16 protein-coding genes are annotated in these 16613 nt (G+C 73.5%); 11 read left to right on the forward strand and 5 right to left on the reverse strand.

All coding sequences use genetic code 11. The annotated features are described in order from the left end of the window. Positions 1 to 4: 4 nt before the first annotated feature. Positions 5 to 583 carry a hypothetical protein gene (locus tag OG357_RS09035; protein ID WP_329620666.1) on the forward strand — a complete coding sequence of 193 codons (579 nt, stop codon included), beginning with the start codon at positions 5 to 7 and terminating at the stop codon, positions 581 to 583. A gap of 4 nt (positions 584 to 587) precedes the next feature. Here OG357_RS09035 and OG357_RS09040 read toward each other — a convergent pair whose 3' ends face one another. Next, a complete protein-coding gene (locus OG357_RS09040) occupies positions 588 to 1202 on the reverse strand; it encodes a CGNR zinc finger domain-containing protein (protein ID WP_443066646.1) in 615 nt (204 codons plus the stop codon). 76 nt (positions 1203 to 1278) lie between these two features. Here OG357_RS09040 and OG357_RS09045 point away from each other — a divergent pair, with 76 nt between their 5' ends. From OG357_RS09045 to OG357_RS09060, 4 genes are all read left to right on the forward strand, one after another. Continuing rightward, complete coding sequence (locus tag OG357_RS09045; RefSeq protein ID WP_329620668.1) at positions 1279 to 2097, forward strand: MBL fold metallo-hydrolase; 819 nt, start codon at positions 1279 to 1281, stop codon at positions 2095 to 2097. Between the two features lie 95 nt (positions 2098 to 2192). After that, complete coding sequence (locus tag OG357_RS09050; protein WP_329625535.1) at positions 2193 to 3653, forward strand: DUF692 domain-containing protein; 1461 nt, start codon at positions 2193 to 2195, stop codon at positions 3651 to 3653. Further along, positions 3650 to 4687, forward strand: coding sequence for a TIGR04222 domain-containing membrane protein (locus OG357_RS09055; protein ID WP_329620669.1), 1038 nt, complete (start codon positions 3650 to 3652; stop codon positions 4685 to 4687). The genes OG357_RS09050 and OG357_RS09055 overlap by 4 nt, the downstream gene beginning before the upstream one ends. A 48-nt stretch (positions 4688 to 4735) precedes the next feature. Beyond that, positions 4736 to 5491: a TIGR04222 domain-containing membrane protein gene (locus OG357_RS09060; protein WP_329620670.1), complete on the forward strand. Its 756-nt coding sequence runs from the start codon at positions 4736 to 4738 to the stop codon at positions 5489 to 5491. A 178-nt stretch (positions 5492 to 5669) separates the two neighbouring features. Here the strand turns inward: OG357_RS09060 and hemQ are convergent, their stop codons facing one another. Both hemQ and hemG read right to left on the reverse strand, forming a co-directional pair. Continuing rightward, positions 5670 to 6383: a hydrogen peroxide-dependent heme synthase gene (hemQ, locus tag OG357_RS09065; RefSeq protein WP_329620671.1), complete on the reverse strand. Its 714-nt coding sequence runs from the start codon at positions 6381 to 6383 to the stop codon at positions 5670 to 5672. A gap of 17 nt (positions 6384 to 6400) precedes the next feature. Beyond that, positions 6401 to 7861, reverse strand: a complete 1461-nt coding sequence (hemG, locus tag OG357_RS09070) for a protoporphyrinogen oxidase (RefSeq protein WP_329620672.1) — start codon at positions 7859 to 7861, stop codon at positions 6401 to 6403. Between the two features lie 139 nt (positions 7862 to 8000). Between hemG and OG357_RS09075 the strand changes: the two genes are divergently transcribed. From OG357_RS09075 to OG357_RS09085, 3 genes are all read left to right on the forward strand, one after another. Then, positions 8001 to 9020, forward strand: a complete 1020-nt coding sequence (locus OG357_RS09075; RefSeq protein WP_329620673.1) for a DUF4349 domain-containing protein — start codon at positions 8001 to 8003, stop codon at positions 9018 to 9020. Between the two features lie 9 nt (positions 9021 to 9029). Further along, positions 9030 to 10403, forward strand: a complete 1374-nt coding sequence (locus OG357_RS09080) for an FAD-dependent oxidoreductase (RefSeq protein ID WP_329620674.1) — start codon at positions 9030 to 9032, stop codon at positions 10401 to 10403. A gap of 66 nt (positions 10404 to 10469) precedes the next feature. Further along, complete coding sequence (locus tag OG357_RS09085) at positions 10470 to 10958, forward strand: hypothetical protein (protein WP_329620675.1); 489 nt, start codon at positions 10470 to 10472, stop codon at positions 10956 to 10958. 39 nt (positions 10959 to 10997) lie between these two features. On the opposite strand, the gene hemE is transcribed toward OG357_RS09085, so the two are convergent. Next, positions 10998 to 12074, reverse strand: a complete 1077-nt coding sequence (gene hemE, locus OG357_RS09090) for a uroporphyrinogen decarboxylase (RefSeq protein ID WP_329620676.1) — start codon at positions 12072 to 12074, stop codon at positions 10998 to 11000. A gap of 91 nt (positions 12075 to 12165) precedes the next feature. Between hemE and OG357_RS09095 the strand changes: the two genes are divergently transcribed. The 3 genes from OG357_RS09095 (at position 12166) to OG357_RS09105 (ending at position 15195) form a co-directional block, all read left to right on the forward strand. Then, positions 12166 to 12867, forward strand: a complete 702-nt coding sequence (locus tag OG357_RS09095) for a DUF3000 domain-containing protein (protein ID WP_329620677.1) — start codon at positions 12166 to 12168, stop codon at positions 12865 to 12867. A 297-nt stretch (positions 12868 to 13164) separates the two neighbouring features. Continuing rightward, positions 13165 to 13830 (forward strand): response regulator transcription factor, encoded by a 666-nt coding sequence (locus OG357_RS09100; RefSeq protein ID WP_017242457.1) that lies wholly within the window; start codon positions 13165 to 13167, stop codon positions 13828 to 13830. An 81-nt stretch (positions 13831 to 13911) separates the two neighbouring features. Further along, complete coding sequence (locus OG357_RS09105) at positions 13912 to 15195, forward strand: ribonuclease D (RefSeq protein ID WP_329620678.1); 1284 nt, start codon at positions 13912 to 13914, stop codon at positions 15193 to 15195. A gap of 83 nt (positions 15196 to 15278) precedes the next feature. Here OG357_RS09105 and OG357_RS09110 read toward each other — a convergent pair whose 3' ends face one another. Continuing rightward, positions 15279 to 16400: an alpha/beta hydrolase gene (locus OG357_RS09110; protein WP_329620679.1), complete on the reverse strand. Its 1122-nt coding sequence runs from the start codon at positions 16398 to 16400 to the stop codon at positions 15279 to 15281. Positions 16401 to 16613 lie beyond the last annotated feature (213 nt).

Below are 16613 nucleotides of genomic sequence, written 5' to 3' on the forward strand. Positions count from 1 at the left end.
GGGCATGAGCTCGCACTTAGGCCACCGGGCCGGCCAGGCCGCGTCCCTGCTGCTTCTGTTCGTCCTGGTGGGGATCGACGCCTGTACCCGCCGCCCCCGCAAAGGAAAGCTCCGGAAGATCGCCAGGTCGGACGAGGTCCGGCGGAAGCGGGAGCGCGCCGAGCGTGAACTGCGGGCGCGCGCCGAGGAGATCGGCAGGTCCGGGCCGTGGGGTCCGGCCCTGCGCACCACACTGATGGACGTGTGCTCCCGGGGTGGCGGCAGGAACTTCCTCGACCAGAACGCCCCGAAGCAGCCCGCCATGGACTGCATGATGCGGGTGCACCTGTACTTCGTCGTGGACGGTCCCGCAGGGGACGCCGTCGCGAGCGTCAAAGGCGGGGAGCTGCTGTCCTGGGACTCACCCGGTGACAACGCGCGGGCGAGGATCTCGGAACCGTGCTCCGTGCGGCACAAGGCGATCCTCCGCACCTGCGTGTCCGATCCCGCCGGCATCACCCTCCGCGCGCTGCGGGAACGCCCGGGCACGCTCGTCGAATGGACGCTGACCACGAGCTACCACACGGTCCCGCGCACCAGGTGAGCCGTCACTCCGCCTCCGGTCGGGTGCGGCGGGCGTAGGCGCGGGCGGCGCGGGCGCGGTCGCCGCAGCGGGTGGAGCACCATGTGCGGCGGCCGTTGCGCAGCAGGTAGCGGCGGCACGGGGTGGAGCCGCAGCGGGTGAGGCGCTCGGCGTCGGGGCCGGTGAGGAGGTCGGCGGCGTTGGCCGCGAGGGTCGCGAGGGCGCGGCCGAGGATCTGGTCCGTGGGGCAGGGCGCCGCGCGGTAGGGGCCGTTCTTCTCGTCCCAGTACAGCAGGGCGGCCGTGGGGGCTTTGCTCAGTGCGTCGTTGACGGCGGAGACCGCCATGGGCAGGGCGGGCAGCCCCGCGACGCGGGCGGCGCACAGCGAACCGATGTGTTCGCGCAGGGAGCGCAGTTGTGCCGCGCACATCTCCTGCACCCCGGCGTCGGCCGGCGCGAGGCCGTGCTCGGTGAGCCACCGGTTCGTGGCCTCGGGGGTCCCGAGGAAGTCCATGGAGTGCCCTCCGGGCAGCGCGACGGCGCTGTTCACGAAGGCGAGGGCGGCGTACTCCTCCTCCCCCGGCGCGGGCGGCAGCACGGATTCGGCGGTCTGCGTCGACGTCTCACTCATGGTTCTCATGGTACGGGTTGCGCTTATCCGTGAGGCATGGGCTATGGTTCTCACGGATGGATCGCCACTTATTCGTGAGGTTTTGATGACTGACATCAGCACGCCCACCCAGCACGAGCAGCTCCCCGTCCGCGTCCTCGGCGGCCCGACCGCGCTCTTCGAGTACGGCGGCCTGCGCTTCCTCACGGACCCCACCTTCGACGCGCCCCGCGAGTACCCCGTGCGCGGCGGCCTGCTGACCAAGACGGCGCCCGCCTCCGCCGCACCGGCCGAACTCGGCCCGATCGACGTGGTGCTGCTCTCCCACGACGAGCACCCCGACAACCTCGACGCGTCCGGCCGGGCCCTGCTCGCGGACGTCCCGCTGACCCTGACCACGCCCGGCGGCGCGCAGCGCCTGGGGGCCGGGGCCAAGGGCCTCGCCGACTGGGAGCCGGTCGTCCTGGACCGCCCCGGCGGCGGCACCGTCACCGTCACGGGCGTGCCCGCCCTCCACGGGCCCGGCACCCGCGAGGAGGTCGAGCCGGTCACCGGCCAGGTCGTCGGATTCGTCCTGACCGGGCAGGACCTGCCCACGGTCTACGTCAGCGGCGACAACGCCTCGCTCGCACTGGTCGAGGAGATCGCCGAGCGGTTCGGTCCGGTGGACACGGCCATCCTGTTCGCCGGGGCCCCGCGCTTCACCCAGCTCTTCGACGGCGCTGTGATCGTCCTCGACAGCGCACAGGCCGCCGAGGCGGCCGGGATCCTCGGCGCCCGCCGCGTGGTTCCCGTCCACTGCGACAGCTGGGCCCACTTCACCGAGAGCCGGGACGACGTGGTCGCCGCGTTCACGAAGGCCGGTCTTGCCGACCGGCTCGATCTGGGCGGAGCCGCCCTCCGGACGCCGGAACCTCAAATGTAGCTCTGAACGTCCCCCTCCCGGGGTTCGAACGTCTCCACGGGGGTCATCACGTGGATGACTGAGGACCGAAGGACGGGGGACGGGACATGGGGGACATGGCGGAACTCGGCATCGGCATCGGCTGGCGTCCCGAGATCGCGGAGGCGGTGGAGGCGCTGACCGGCGTCGACTGGGTCGAGGTGGTCGCGGAGAACATCTGCGCCGACCACCTGCCCGACTCGCTGACCCGCCTGCGGGAGCGCGGCGTGACGGTCGTCCCGCACGGGGTGTCGCTGGGGCTCGGCGGCGCGGACCGGCCGGACCCCGCGCGGCTCGCGGCGCTCGGGGAGAAGGCGGTGGCCCTGGGGGCGCCGCTGGTCACGGAGCACATCGCGTTCGTACGGGCCGGGGGGCCGCTCACCGCGTCGCCGCTCCTCGAAGCGGGCCACCTGCTGCCCGTGCCCCGGACCCGGGACGCGCTCGACGTGCTCTGCGAGAACGTGCGCATCGCGCAGGACGCGCTGCCCGTGCCGCTCGCCCTGGAGAACATCGCGGCCCTGATCGCCTGGCCCGGGGAGGAACTGACGGAGGGACAGTTCCTGGCGGAGCTCGTGGAACGTACGGGGGTACGCCTCCTCATCGACGTCGCCAACCTCCACACCAACCACGTCAACCGCGGCGAGGACCCGGCGAAGGCCCTGTCCGAGCTGCCGGTGGAGGCCATCGCGTACGTCCACGTCGCGGGCGGCGTCGAACGCGACGGCGTCTGGCACGACACCCACGCGCATCCGGTGCCGGGTGCCGTGCTCGACGTTCTGGCGGACCTCGCCTCGCGGGTCTCCCCGCCCGGCGTCCTCCTGGAGCGGGACGACGACTTCCCGCCGGCGGAGGAGCTGGCGGCGGAGCTGACGGTGATCCGGGAGACGGTACCCGCTGTGGGCATGTGTTCCGCCGGGGCTGGGGCTACCTCCCGGACGGAGCTCATGGGGCGGGTGAGCACGGCCCACCCGCGCGGCGCCCGATCGTCGGTACCCGCATCCCGACGAGCGCCGCTGCTCATCGGCGCCGGTGCCCGCGTCTCGGGCGGGCCGATGCCGGGCGCCCCCGTCGTACAGGAGCACGCACCCGTGCACGAGCCCATGCACGAGCCCATGCCGCAGGAAGGCGCACGCCAGCGCGTCGCGCTCGCGCAAGCCTCGCTGCTGTCCGCGCTCGTCGCCGGAACCCCCGCCCCCGAGGGCTTCGACAGCCGGCGCCTCGGGGTGCAGAGCCGGGCGCTCGCGGCCAAGCGGGCCGGTGTCGTCGCGAAGGTCGCCCCCGAGCTGCCGGAGATCCTCGGCAAGGGCTTCCGGCCCGCGTTCCTCGCGTACGCCAGGACCCGCCCCATGACCGGCGGCTACCGCCGTGACGCCCTCGACTTCGCCGAGCACCTGCTGCTCGCCGACCGCCCCGAGGACCCGGCCGCCCGACGGCGGCTCACGGAGTGGTGGCAGGACCGTTCCGGCAGCCGTCCCCCCGGCCGCGCCGTCCGGCTCGCCCGGGCCGCCCGCCACGCCCTCGTACGGAGGTCGTCGTGAACACCCTGGTCGTCGTCTTCTACGTGGCCGGCGCCGCCGGCATCGCGCTGCTCGTCACCCGCGTCGTCCGGTCGCGCGGCGGATCCGGCGGGCCGGTCCACGACCGGTACGAGGCCGCCTTCCTGAACGGCGGCCCGGCACGGGTCGTCGACACCGCCATCGCCGCCCTCCAGTACGACGGCCGGATCGCGATCGGCGGCCCCGGCATCGTCGCGGTCGTCCGGCCCGTCGCGCACGACCCGGTGGAACGCGCCGTGCTCCAGGAGCACGCGGCCGCCCCGCACGGGGCCCTGCACCACCTGCGGCTCGCCGCGATGCGGCACCCGGCGGTCCAGGAGATCGGCGACGGGCTCGCGGCGCGCGGGCTGATCGTGGAACCGGCGCGGCGGAGCAGCACCCTCGGCTGGTGCCTCGCGCTCGGCCTCACGGCGTTCTTCCTCTTCCCCGTCTCGGTCGTCCTCACGGTCCTCGACCTCGCCACAGCACAGGAGATGTCGGTGCCGTTCGTGGTGAAGGTGCTGCCCGCCCTGTTCGCCGCCGGGGTCACGGCCATCTCGTGCGGGGCGGTCGCCTCGAAGCGGATCACCTCGGCCGGGCAGGCCGCCCTCGCGGCGTACGGCAGGACCCATGGCCACCTCGCGGACGCCGGTCATCTCGTGGCCCTGTACGGGCTGCGGGGTCTGCCCGACCCGGTGCTGCGGGAACAACTCCTCGCCGCCGCCCGGGTGTACGCGCCGCCGCGGGGACGCGGGCGCGGAAGGCGGCCGGCGGCCGCGCATCACTCCACCGCGGACTACGCCGCCGGTGTCGCCGTCGCGTGGTGCGCGGAGAACAGCTTCTGCGGCGGGGGCGGCTCCTCTCCTGGCGGAGGCTCCGGTTCCTGCTCGTCCGGTTCGTGTTCCTCCGGTTCGTGCTCGGGCGGAGGGTCGAGCTGCGGCGGCGGAGGCGGCGGCAGTTCCTGTTCGAGCTCCAGCGGCAGTTCGTGCTCCAGCTCCAGTTCCAGCGGGAGTTCGTGTTCCAGCTCCAGCAGCTGATCACCCGTTCGAGTGGCGGGCCTGCCGGTCCTGTCGTAGAACTCGGACATGGTCTGGGTTCCGCTTCTCCTCGTGGCGTGCGTCGTGGCCGGCATCGGCTGCGCGCGGCTGTGCCGGGCCACCCTCGTGGCGGCCCGGCCCGCTCCGTCGTCCCCTACAGGGGACGACGCGGAGCTCACCGTCCTCGAAGCCGCCTACCTCGCCGGCGGTCCGCTCCGGGTCACCGATCTCACCCTCGTCACCATGCACCGGGAGCGGCGGCTGCTGCTCGCCCACACCGGCTGGGCGACGGTCGTGGACTCCTCCACCGGCTCACGGGACGAGTGGGAGAGCACCGTACTCGGTGCCATCGGGCCCGGCGGGCAGTCCCCGATCCCCGCGGTCCGTCCGGCGGTGGCCGCCGCCGACGCGGTGCGGGCGCTCGCTCAGCGGCTCGTCGACCGGGGGCTCGCCGTGTCCGAGTCGGGCCGCCGGGAGATCGCGGCCGGGGTCCGCGCGGTGCGGGCCGCCTTCCTGCTGTCCCTGGCGCTCGGGACGGCGGCGGCGCTCCTCGTGCCCGGCGCCGAACGGGCCCCGGTCGTCGCCGCGTTCGCGCTGCCGCTGCTCGCCTGCGGGCTCTGCCTGCTGATCGGCCGCGTCGAGGTGTACCCGTACACCCGCTGGGCGTCCCCCGCCGGGCAGCGGCTGCTCTCCGGCCTCTCCCCCGCCGATCCGCTCACCGCGCTCGCGACCCGCGGCCCCGCCGTCCTGGAGCCGGAGCTCCGCGCGGCACTCCGGGGACACGCTCCGGTACGCCTGCCGTAGGGGGAAAAAGGGCCCGGAAATGACGCCGGTGCGGCGCGCATCATGCGCGCCGCACCCGGAGCCGGACCCGGTGTCGCTGGACGGGAGGGCAATGAAGACGCCCGCCGTCTGATCTTCCGGGTCAAGGGGTGGCGCGCCCGGCCGGGAGCCGGGCCGCCACCAGGTTCGTACGGCCGTGTCAGGCCAGGCCCGCCACCAGGTCGGCGACGCTCTTGCGGCGACCGGTGTAGAACGGGACCTCCTCGCGGACGTGCATCCGCGCCTCGGAGGCGCGCAGGTGGCGCATGAGGTCGACGATGCGGTGCAGCTCGTCGGCCTCGAAGGCGAGGAGCCACTCGTAGTCGCCGAGCGAGAAGGAGGCGACCGTGTTGGCGCGGACGTCGGGGTAGCCGCGGGCCATCTTGCCGTGGTCCGCGAGCATCCGGCGGCGGTCCTCGTCCGGCAGCAGGTACCAGTCGTAGGAGCGGACGAAGGGGTAGACCGAGACGTAGTCGCGCGGGTTCTCGTCGGCCAGGAAGGCCGGGATGTGCGACTTGTTGAACTCGGCGGGGCGGTGCAGCGCCATGTTGGACCAGACCGGCTCCAGGGAGCGGCCCAGCTTGGTGCGGCGGAAGAGGTTGTACGCCTCCTGGAGCTCGTCGCTCGTCTCGGCGTGCCACCAGATCATGACGTCGGCGTCGGCGCGCAGACCGGACAGGTCGTACGAGCCGCGGACGGTGATGTCCTTGGCGGCGAGCTGGTCGAACAGCTCCTGGACCTCGTCGGCGTAACCGGCGCGGTCCTCGGGCAGAACATCGCGCAGCTTGAACACAGACCACAGGGTGTAGCGGATGACCTCGTTGAGGTCCTTCGCCTTCTTACCGGCGTTCGGGATCTTTTCGGGCGCACTCATACGCCTATTCTCGCCCGTCACGAGGAGTGCCCCGCACCGGGGTCGGTCCTTTTCGACGTGGCGATGATCTCGTCGGCCGCTCGATGGGCCGAGGCGACGCACGCGGGGATGCCGACGCCGTCGTACGCGGCGCCCGCGACACGCAGTCCGGGAAGGGCGGCGACGGCCTCGCGGACCCGGGCGACGCGGGCGAGATGGCCCACGGGGTACTGGGGCAGGCCGCCGGTCCAGCGGGTGACGGTGGTGGCGACGGGGCGGGCGGTGAGCCCGGTGGCGGCGGCGAGGTCCTTGAGGGAGGCGGCGACGAGGTCGGTGTCCTCGCGGTGGACCTGCGCCTCCTCGCCGTGGCGGCCGACGGAGGTGCGCAGCACGAAGAGGTCGGGAGCCCCGTCGGCGACCCACCGCCACTTCTGACTGGAGAAGGTGGACGCCTTGATCGTGTGGCCGTCGACGGGCGGCACGAGGAAGCCGGAGCCGTGGAGGGCGGGCATGTCCGCGCGGCGGAAGGCAAGGGTGATCAGGGCCATGGAGGCGTACGCGATCTCCGCCAGTTCCGTGGAGGCGGCGGGCGCGTGGCCGGCGAGGAGCGCGGCGGCGGGCCCGGCGGGGGTGGCGAGAACCACGGCGTCGGCGGCCAGGACCCGGTCGCCCGCTTCTCCCACCACGACCTCCCAGCCGGCCGGTCCGGTGCGGCGCAGGGCGGTGACGGGGGTACGGGTGAGGATCTCGCCGCCGGCGGCGCGGATCGCGTCGGCGACGGCGCCGGGCAGGGTCCCCACACCGCCCTCCAGGCCGAGGAAGACGGAGCCGCCGAGGCCGGTGGCGGCGCCCGCCGCGTCGGCCGGGACGGCGGCTCCGGCCTGCTGGACGGCGTGGACGGCGGCGGTGAGCGTGGGGTGGCGGCGGGCGGCCTCGAAGAGGGCGGGGACGGCGGCCTTCATCGAGATGCGGTAGGCGTCACCGGCGTAGACGCCGCCGAGAAGGGGCTCGACGAGCCGGTCGACGACCTCGTGGCCCATGCGCTCGGCGACGTACGCGCCGATGGCGATGTCGTCGCCGATCCCGGTCGGGGGCAGCTCGCGGTCGAGGCCGATCCGGCGCACGCCCTCCTCGGAGAGCAGCCCGTCGACGGCGCGGGCGTCGCCGGGGACGCCCATCACATGGCCCTTGGGCATGGGGGTGAGCTCGCCACGGGACCAGACGGACGCGGTGGTCGTGGCCGGCGCCTGGAGCCGGTCGCCGAGGCCGACGGCCCGGGCGAGGGCCACGGCCTCGGGGCGGCGGGCGAGCAGCGACTCTGCGCCGAGGTCCACGGGCGCGCCCGCGATCTCCCCGGCGAGGAGCTTGCCGCCGAGGCGGTCGCCCGCTTCGAGGAGGGTCACCCGGTGGCCGGCGGTGGCGAGCCGGAGGGCGGCCGCGAGTCCGGCGATCCCGCCTCCGGCGACGACGACGTGGGGTCCCGTGGTGTCCGCGTTCATGGGACCACTCTCTCAAATCGCCCGCGCGCTCCCGATCCGAGGCCGGAACGTGACCGCATCGCTACCGCCGGACGGCAACCCGCACCGAGGCCTCCCACGTCCAAGGGGCACGACTCGCCACCATTCCCTGGGGGGAAGCATGAACAGAACACGAACGGTGTCACGGGCGGCCCGGACGACGGCGGCCGCCGCGCTCCTGACGGCCTCGCTCGTCCTGACCGGCTGCGGCGCGGGCGACTCGGCGGACCACGGCGGCGGCAAGAGCCAGAGGGACCTGAGCGCGGCGAAGCCCGCCTCCGGGGACGCGAAGGCCGAGGGCGCGGCCGACGCCGCCTCGGGCAGCGAGCAGCAGTCCGCGGCGCCGGGCAAGGCCGTGCGGCAGCAGCAGCACGTCATCCGTACGGCCTCGCTGACCGTGGAGGTCGAGGACGCGGCGAAGGCCCTGGTCACGGCCCGCAGGGTGGCGACGGGCGCCGGCGGTCTGGTGGAGAACGAGTCGACGGAGCGGTTCGACGACACGTACGTCACCTCGCACATCGTGCTGCGGGTGCCGCAGGAGCAGTACGACGCGGTCCTCATCGAGCTGGCGGGCACGGGCAAGCTCCTCGCCCGCAAGGCGGACGCCAAGGACGTCACCGAGCAGGTGGTGGACGTGGAGAGCCGGATCGCCACGCAGCGGGCGAGCGTGGCGCGGGTGCGGGCGCTGATGCAGCGGGCGGAGAAGCTGGCCGACGTGGTGACCCTGGAGGGCGAGCTGAGCCGCCGCCAGGCGGACCTGGAGTCGCTGCTCGCCCAGCAGTCCTCGCTGAAGGACCGGACGACGCTGGCGACGATCACGCTCGAACTGACCGAGAAGGAGAAGCCGGGCGCCGACAAGAAGGAGGACGAGGGCCGCCCCGGCTTCGGTGACGCCCTGTCCGGCGGGTGGAACGCGCTGGTGGGGGCACTCGCCTGGATCGTGATCGTCCTGGCCGCGCTGGCCCCGTGGCTCGCGGTGGCGCTGTTCGCCTTCGTCGTCTGGCACCGCCTGCTCCGCCCGCGCCGCGCGGCACGCCGGGCCACGGCCCCGGCCCCGGCCCCGGAGACCGGCCCGCTGCCGGAAGCCAACGCGGCCGGGGTCACCGCGGCTCCGGAACCCCCGGAGACCCCCGAGAAGTAGTTTCTTCTCATGACTGAACGACTGATCGTGATCGGGGGCGACGCGGCGGGCATGTCCGCCGCGTCGCAGGCGCGCAGGCTCAAATCCGCCGGGGAGCTGGAGATCGTCGCCTTCGAGCGCGGTCACTTCTCCTCGTACTCGGCCTGCGGCATCCCGTACTGGGTCGGCGGGGACGTCGCCGCGCGGGGCGAGCTGATCGCCCGTTCCCCGGAGGAGCACCGGGCCCGGGACATCGATCTGCGGATGCGGACCGAGGTGACCGCGATCGACGTGCCGGGGAGGCGGGTCCTCTCCCGGGACCTCGACGCGGGTACGGAGGCGTGGACGGGATTCGACAAGCTGGTGATCGCGACCGGGGCCCGGCCGATGCGTCCGCCGCTGCCGGGGATCGACGCGCCCGGCGTGCACGGGGTGCAGACCCTCGACGACGGCCAGGCACTGCTCGACTCGCTGGCCCGGACGCCGGGGCGGCGGGCGGTCGTGGTCGGCGGCGGCTACATCGGCGTGGAGATGGCGGAGGCGCTCCTCTCCCGGGGGTACGACGTGACGGTCCTGACCCGGGGCGAGCAGCCGATGGCGACGCTCGATCCGGACATGGGCCGGCTGGTGCACCGGGCGATGGACGGCCTCGGGATCACGACGGTCGTCTCCGCGGAGGTGACGAAGATCCTGACCGGCACGGACGGGCGGGTGCGGGCGGTGGCCACGGTCGCCGACGAGTATCCGGCGGACGTGGTGGTCCTGGGGACGGGCGTCGTGCCGGAGACCTCGCTCGCCCGGGCGGCGGGGTTGCCGCTGGGCGCGTCCGGCGGGCTGCTCACCGACCTCGCGATGCGGGTGCGGGGCCACGAGGACATCTGGGCGGGCGGTGACTGCGTGGAGGTCCTGGACCTGGTCTCCGGCCGGGAGCGGTACGTGCCGCTGGGGACGCACGCGAACAAGCACGGCCAGGTCATCGGGGCGAACGTCGGCGGCGACTACGCCACCTTCCCGGGAGTGGTGGGCACGGCGGTGTCGAAGGTGTGCGACCTGGAGATCGCGCGGACGGGGCTGCGGGAGAGGGACGCCCGGGAGGTGGGGCTGCGGTTCGTGACGGTGACGGTGGAGTCGACGAGCCGTGCGGGCTACTACCCGGGGGCCGCGCCGATGACGGTGAAGATGCTGGCGGAGCGGCGTACGGGACGGCTGCTCGGGGTGCAGATCGTGGGGCGGGAGGGCGCGGCCAAGCGCGTGGACATCGCGGCGGTCGCGCTGACGGCGGGGATGACCGTGGAGGCGATGACGGCCCTGGACCTGGGGTACGCGCCACCGTTCTCGCCGGTGTGGGACCCGGTGCTGATCGCGGCCCGGAAGGCGACGGCGGCTGTTCGGGCGGCGGGATGACCCGAGCGGCGGCGTGACGCGGGGTGACGAATTGCGGGAGCGTCGTCACCATGAGTGTCTGGTCGCATGATCAGACACACCGCGCGTACGCTCTGCGCCGCCTCGCTCGTCATCGCTCCGCTCGCCCTGTCCGCGACCCCGGCCCACGCGGTCACGACCTGCACGGTCAACGGCTTCCCCGTGACCGGAACGGTCGTGTCCGGCACCGCCGGCAGCGACGTCATCCGCTGCGCCTCGGTCGCCGGCGGCGACCAGGTCAACGGCCTCGGCGGCAGCGACACCATCATCGTCACCGGCTCGGTCGCCGGTCTGGTGACCGGCGGTCCGGGCGCCGACTACCTCAGCACCCCCGGCACGATCTCCGGCACGGTGTCCGGGGGTGACGCGGCCGACTACCTCACGGCCGGGACCGTCGCCCCGAGCGGCGCCGTCACGGGCGGGCTCGGGAACGACTTCCTGCGGGTCTCCGCCAACGCGGGCGTCGTCGACGGCAGCCTCGGCTTCGACTTCTGCCGGGTGGGCGTCGGCAACGCACCGATCAACTGCGAGGGCTGAGGCACCTCGACCCTCACACGGACGGCCGTCGGACGACGGTCAGACGGCCGTCCGCGTGTGCACGTAGTCGACGAGGCGGGTCAGGGAGTCCGGATCCATCGACGGCATGACGCCGTGACCCAGGTTGAAGACGTGCCCCTCCAGGCCCTTCGCGGCGGCGAGGATCTCGTCCGTCTTCGCCTCCACGACCTCGCGCGAGGCGAAGAGCACGGCCGGGTCCAGGTTGCCCTGGAGCGCCTTGCCGGGGCCGACGCGACGGGCGGCCTCGTCGAGCGGGACGCGCCAGTCGACGCCGACGACGTCCGCGCCCGCCTCGCCCATGAGGCCGAGCAGCTCGCCCGTACCCACGCCGAAGTGGATGCGCGGGACTCCGTAGCCGGCGACCGCGTCGAAGACCTTCACCGAGGCCGGCATCACCGAGCGGCGGTAGTCGGCCGGGGCGAGGGCGCCCACCCAGGAGTCGAAGAGCTGGACGGCGGAGGCGCCGGCCTCGATCTGCACCTTGAGGAAGGCCGAGGTGATCTCGGCGAGGCGGTCGAGCAGGTCGGCCCAGAGCTGCGGGTCGCCGTACATCATCGCCTTGGTGCGCTCGTGGCTGCGCGACGGGCCGCCCTCGACGAGGTAGCTCGCGAGGGTGAAAGGCGCGCCCGCGAAGCCGATGAGCGGGGTCTCGCCCAGCTCGGCGGTGAGCATCCCGATGGCCTCGGTGACGTAGTGGACGTCCTCGGGGGTCAGGTCGCGCAGCCGGGCCAGGTCGGCGCGGGTGCGGATCGGCTCGGCGACGACCGGGCCGACGCCGGGCTTGATGTCGAGGTCGAGGCCGATGGCCTTGAGCGGGACGACGATGTCGCTGAAGTAGATGGCCGCGTCGACCTTGTGCCGGCGGACCGGCTGGAGCGTGATCTCGGTGACCAGCTCGGGGCGCATGCACGACTCGAGCATGGGGATGCCCTCGCGGACCTTCAGGTACTCGGGGAGGGAGCGCCCGGCCTGCCGCATGAACCAGACGGGGGTGTGCGGCACGGGCTCGCGCCGGCATGCCTTGAGGAACGCGGAGTCGTGCGTCCGCGACTGCTGCTTCGTCTGCTGGCCCTGCGGGCGGTCATTGGCACTCACGCCCAGAATCTTCGCATGTGGCGGGAAGCCGCTCGTCCGGGCCGGGTGTCCCTCCCCGCACCGAGGCCCCGTTCCGCCTACTCTTCCCCGCATGGCTGCGGCTCAGGGACATTTTTCCGATCATTCCGACGGCAAAAGAGGGACGGACGAGACAGCGGACAGTACGGAGACGAACCCGGTACCCGCCGCCTTCCGGCGTGCGGTGGAGGCGCTGCGATCGGCGCGACTGCGTTCCGAGATCGAGATCGACCCGACCAGGCCCCCGCAGCGCCTGGCCCCGTACGCGTACGCGGTGGAGGCGGCCGTCGTCGACGGCGAGGACGATCTCGCGGACGGACGGCTCGTGCTGCTGCACGATCCGGACGGCCACGAGGCATGGAAGGGGACGTTCCGGCTGGTGACGCTCGTCCGGGCGGAGCTGGAGCCGGAGATGGCGGCGGACCCGCTGCTCCCCGAGGTGTGCTGGTCCTGGCTGACCGGGGCCATGGAGGCACGCGGGCTCGCGTACGGGGAGGCGAGCGGGACCGTCACCATGGCGGGCTCGCACTATTTCGGCGGGCTCGCGGACCGGAGGCCGGCGACCCAGATCGAGATCCGGGCCTCCTGGACGCCGCGCGAGGGGCTCGGCGGGGTGCCGGACACGGGGGCGCACCTGGCGGCCTGGTGCGATCTGCTCTGCCAGATCGCGGGGCTGCCGCCCGCACCGGCCGAACCGGCGCCGGGGCCGACGGGGACGGTGTCGGGCGCGGGGGTCGTCTCGCTGCCCCAGCGGCGTGGCCCCCAGCAGGTGTAGGAGCCCTCGGGCGGGTTCTCCGGCGGGCCCTCTCCCGCGGGACGGGAGGGGGCTCGCGCGGGTCCTGGCGAGGGCGCGATCGGGGCTCGCGCGAGGCTCCGATCGGGGGTCCGCTCGTAGGATGATCGATCACGCGTCCGAATTGCCCTAATTGTTACTCACCAAATCGTGATCTTTCCCTAAAGGAGGGGGGCCCAGCTGCCGAAGGAGTCAGTGACCCCTTCAGCAGCACGGGTTCGCCCCCCGGCTTCATCCCCGAGCCGGCTCCGTCCCGCATCCTTCCCCCCAGGAGGCCTGGTGTCCGTTCTCCTCGAGCAGCCCGCAAGCCTGGTCGCCTACCGCCCGAACAAGCCGACGGCCATGGTCGTCGTGGCCGACCCGCGCGTCCGCTCCACCGTGACCCGCCACCTGTGGGCCCTCGGAGTACGCGACGTGATCGAGGCTTCTTCCATCGCGGAGGCACGTCCCCGCGTCGGCAATCCACGCGACATCTGCGTGGCCGACGTCCACCTGCCCGACGGCAGCGGCCTGACCCTGCTGTCCGAGACCCGCGCCGCGGGCTGGCCCAACGGCCTCGCCCTCTCGGCCGCCGATGACATCGGCGCCGTACGCAACGCCCTGGCGGGCGGCGTGAAGGGCTATGTCGTCACCGGTACCCGTACCAACATCGGTCACCCGACCCGGCCCGGAGCCGCACCCATCGGTTCCGCCGCCGCGCGTCTCGGCCACCGCCGCCCCCCGGGTGCCCCGAGCCACCCGGGCGGCTACCGCGAGCTCTCCGGCCGTGAGGTCGAGGTGCTCCGGCTCGTCGCGGAGGGCCAGTCGAACAAGGCGATCGGCGTCTCCATGGGCCTCTCCGCCCTCACCGTCAAGAGCCACCTCGCCCGCATCGCCCGCAAGCTGGGCACCGGCGACCGCGCCGGCATGGTCGCGGTGGCCCTTCGGACGGGCATCATCCACTGACGGAAGGCCGGTGGAAAGCCCGCGCCTGTCGACGGAACGTTCCGTCGACAGGCGCTTGCCGTTCACCGATACCCTTGACAGGTGACCGACGCCCAAGAGACCGCAGCAGACACAGCACTGCGCACCACCGGGGGCGGCCCCCCGGACGACGATGTCCCTGCGAATGGGCTTCCGATCCCGTTGCTGGAGCCCCGCGAGGGGGTTCCGCCCGTCGTCGAGACCGACGAGGCCCTCGCCGAGGTGATCGCCGCGTTCGCCGCCGGGACGGGCCCCGTGGCCGTCGACGCCGAGCGTGCCTCCGGCTACCGCTACGGGCAGCGCGCCTACCTCGTCCAGCTCCGTCGCGAGGGCGCGGGCACCGCGCTCATCGACCCCGTGGGCTGCCCCGACCTCTCGGGGCTCGGCGAGGCGCTCGCCGGGACCGAGTGGATCCTGCACGCCGCGACCCAGGACCTTCCGTGCCTGCGCGACATAGGCATGCTCCCCACCTCGCTCTTCGACACGGAGCTGGCCGGGCGGCTCGCGGGCTTCCCGCGCGTCGGCCTCGGCGCGATGGTCGAGTCCGTCCTCGGCTACGCCCTGGAGAAGGGCCACTCGGCCGTCGACTGGTCCACCCGCCCGCTGCCCGAGCCCTGGCTGCGGTACGCGGCGCTGGACGTCGAACTCCTCGTCGACCTGCGCGACGCGCTGGAGAAGGAGCTCGACCGGCAGGGGAAGCTGGAGTGGGCGCACCAGGAGTTCGACGCGATCGCCGCCGCGCCGCCCGCCCCGCCGCGCAAGGACCCGTGGCGCCGCACCTCCGGCATGCACAAGGTGCGCCGGCGCCGCCAGATGGCGGTCGTACGGGAGCTGTGGACGGCCCGTGACAAGGTCGCCCAGCGGCGGGACGTCTCCCCCGGCAAGGTGCTGAGCGACGCGGCGATCGTCGAGGCGGCGCTCGCGGTGCCGGTGAACGTGGCCGCGCTGACGGCGCTGCCCGGCTACGGCAACCGGATGGGCCGCCGCCAGCTGGAACAGTGGCAGGCGGCGGTGGACCGCGCCAGGGCCCTGCCGGAGAGCGAGCTCCCGCAGCCGGGCCAGCAGGTCGCGGGCCCGCCCCCGCCGCGCGCCTGGGCGGACAAGGACCCGGTCGCGGCGGCCCGCCTCTCGGCGGCCCGCGCCTCGGTCTCGGCCCTCGCGGAGGAGCTGAACCTCCCCCAGGAGAACCTGATCACCCCGGACACGGTCCGTCGGGTCTGCTGGGAGCCTCCGACCCCGGCGACCCCGGAGGCGGTGGCCACGGCCCTGGCGGGCTACGGCGCCCGCCCGTGGCAGGTCGAACTGGTGACCCCGCTCCTCCTGGAGGCGTTGTCGGCGACTGAGTGACCCCGCTCCGAGAGAGCCCCCGGCCGCGTGCGGCCGGGGGCTCCGTCGTCACGGGGGACTCCTGCGGGACTCCTACGGGACTCCTACGGGGCCGGGCTGAGGTTCCCGTCGGTGTCCATGTCGAAGACGCCCTGGGTCTTGCCGTCGACCTTGAGGTGCTTGAGCCAGTGCTTCGAGAGGTTGTGCACGTTCTTGTGCTGCATCTCCCACACCACCGAATGCCCCGCGCAGGCCAGTTTGACCATCAGCTTGTGCGGACCCGCGACGGCGTCGTAGAGCGAGGGGACCGAGAAGTTGAGTTCCGGGTTCGGGTTGGGCGGCGACGTGTTCACCTGGCGGTCGTACTCCCCGTACACGATCAGCACGGGCACGCCGCCGCCGAGCACCCCGCCCTGCGCCGCGGTGGTGTCGTTCCATCCCCACCGCGCGAAGTTCCTGATCCGGTTGAACCCCGTCGGGGGTCCCCATGTGCTGCCGATCGGGTCGTTCGCCATGATCGCGTCCCATGCCACGTCGACGATGCCGGGCGCGCGCTGCCCCGCGCAGGGCGCCTCCGCTGCCCAGCCCGTATCGAATCCGCCCTTGCCGCCGATGAAGGTCGGAAAGCCCGACACCGGCAGCGTGGCCGGCGGGTTCGACGTTCCCAGGGGCGGGTAGATCGGCGCCAGCAGGAACAGGTTCGCCACCTTGTCGGGGTTGTTGACCGCGTACGGCCCCATGGTGAACGCGGCGGCGGACCAGCCGATGAACGCGACCTTGTCCACCTTGCACTCGGCGCGGATGAACTCGACGACGGTGTTCAGTTCGTCCCGGTCGCTGTTCGAGTTGGTCAGCTGGAACGGGTAGCTCGGCGGGCCCGGAACGAATCCCGGTGGCCTCGGCGTCAGCAGGGGCTGCTGGGCCGGGTTGACGTTGTGGGGGTCGTCCATCTTGGGACGCGGGGAGCGACCCGACCCCTGGAGGTCCATCATGAAGACGTCGTAGCCGGCCTTCGCCAGCGCCTCGGCCCAGCTGTACGACTCGTGCTGGAGGTCGAAGCCGGCCAGCACCGGGACGCTCCGGCCGTGGAGCATGAGGACCGGCGTACGCGGCCCGCTGTCGGACGTGTCGCGCCGCTCCCGTACGAAGAGCTTGACCGGGTCGCCCGCGTTGGCGGGGACGGTGGATGTGTGAGGGACCTCGTGGTCGGTGGTGACGATCGGCATAGGAGTCCGTTCCGGCGCAGAGCCGGGGCCTCGTGCCCCGGCCGGGCCAGCCTCCGCCCGCCGGCGGGTGTCCGCGGCGCGACGCGGCCGCTGTCGTGGGCCATCGGGCTGCAGGACCCTTCGATCGGTCGGGCGTACGCGGGGGGCGCGCGGCCGTCCCGGCGGGATCCTCTCCGTGTGACCTTCGCCGCTTGCTCCCCAGGGGCTGGGCAG

Origin of the sequence: Streptomyces sp. NBC_01255, from assembly GCF_036226445.1 — a bacterium.
Classification (GTDB): domain Bacteria; phylum Actinomycetota; class Actinomycetes; order Streptomycetales; family Streptomycetaceae; genus Streptomyces.

What these genes read in the sequence shown, in the direction of transcription:
- OG357_RS09035 (WP_329620666.1), top strand. Translation starts at nt 5, where the DNA reads ATGAGCTCGCACTTAGGCCACCGGGCCGGCCAGGCCGCGTCCCTGCTG.
- OG357_RS09040 (WP_443066646.1), bottom strand. Translation starts at nt 1,202, where the DNA reads ATGAGAACCATGAGTGAGACGTCGACGCAGACCGCCGAATCCGTGCTG.
- OG357_RS09045 (WP_329620668.1), top strand. Translation starts at nt 1,279, where the DNA reads ATGACTGACATCAGCACGCCCACCCAGCACGAGCAGCTCCCCGTCCGC.
- OG357_RS09050 (WP_329625535.1), top strand. Translation starts at nt 2,193, where the DNA reads ATGGCGGAACTCGGCATCGGCATCGGCTGGCGTCCCGAGATCGCGGAG.
- OG357_RS09060 (WP_329620670.1), top strand. Translation starts at nt 4,736, where the DNA reads ATGGTCTGGGTTCCGCTTCTCCTCGTGGCGTGCGTCGTGGCCGGCATC.
- hemQ (WP_329620671.1), bottom strand. Translation starts at nt 6,383, where the DNA reads ATGAGTGCGCCCGAAAAGATCCCGAACGCCGGTAAGAAGGCGAAGGAC.
- hemG (WP_329620672.1), bottom strand. Translation starts at nt 7,861, where the DNA reads ATGAACGCGGACACCACGGGACCCCACGTCGTCGTCGCCGGAGGCGGG.
- OG357_RS09075 (WP_329620673.1), top strand. Translation starts at nt 8,001, where the DNA reads ATGAACAGAACACGAACGGTGTCACGGGCGGCCCGGACGACGGCGGCC.
- OG357_RS09080 (WP_329620674.1), top strand. Translation starts at nt 9,030, where the DNA reads ATGACTGAACGACTGATCGTGATCGGGGGCGACGCGGCGGGCATGTCC.
- OG357_RS09085 (WP_329620675.1), top strand. Translation starts at nt 10,470, where the DNA reads ATGATCAGACACACCGCGCGTACGCTCTGCGCCGCCTCGCTCGTCATC.
- OG357_RS09095 (WP_329620677.1), top strand. Translation starts at nt 12,166, where the DNA reads ATGGCTGCGGCTCAGGGACATTTTTCCGATCATTCCGACGGCAAAAGA.
- OG357_RS09110 (WP_329620679.1), bottom strand. Translation starts at nt 16,400, where the DNA reads ATGCCGATCGTCACCACCGACCACGAGGTCCCTCACACATCCACCGTC.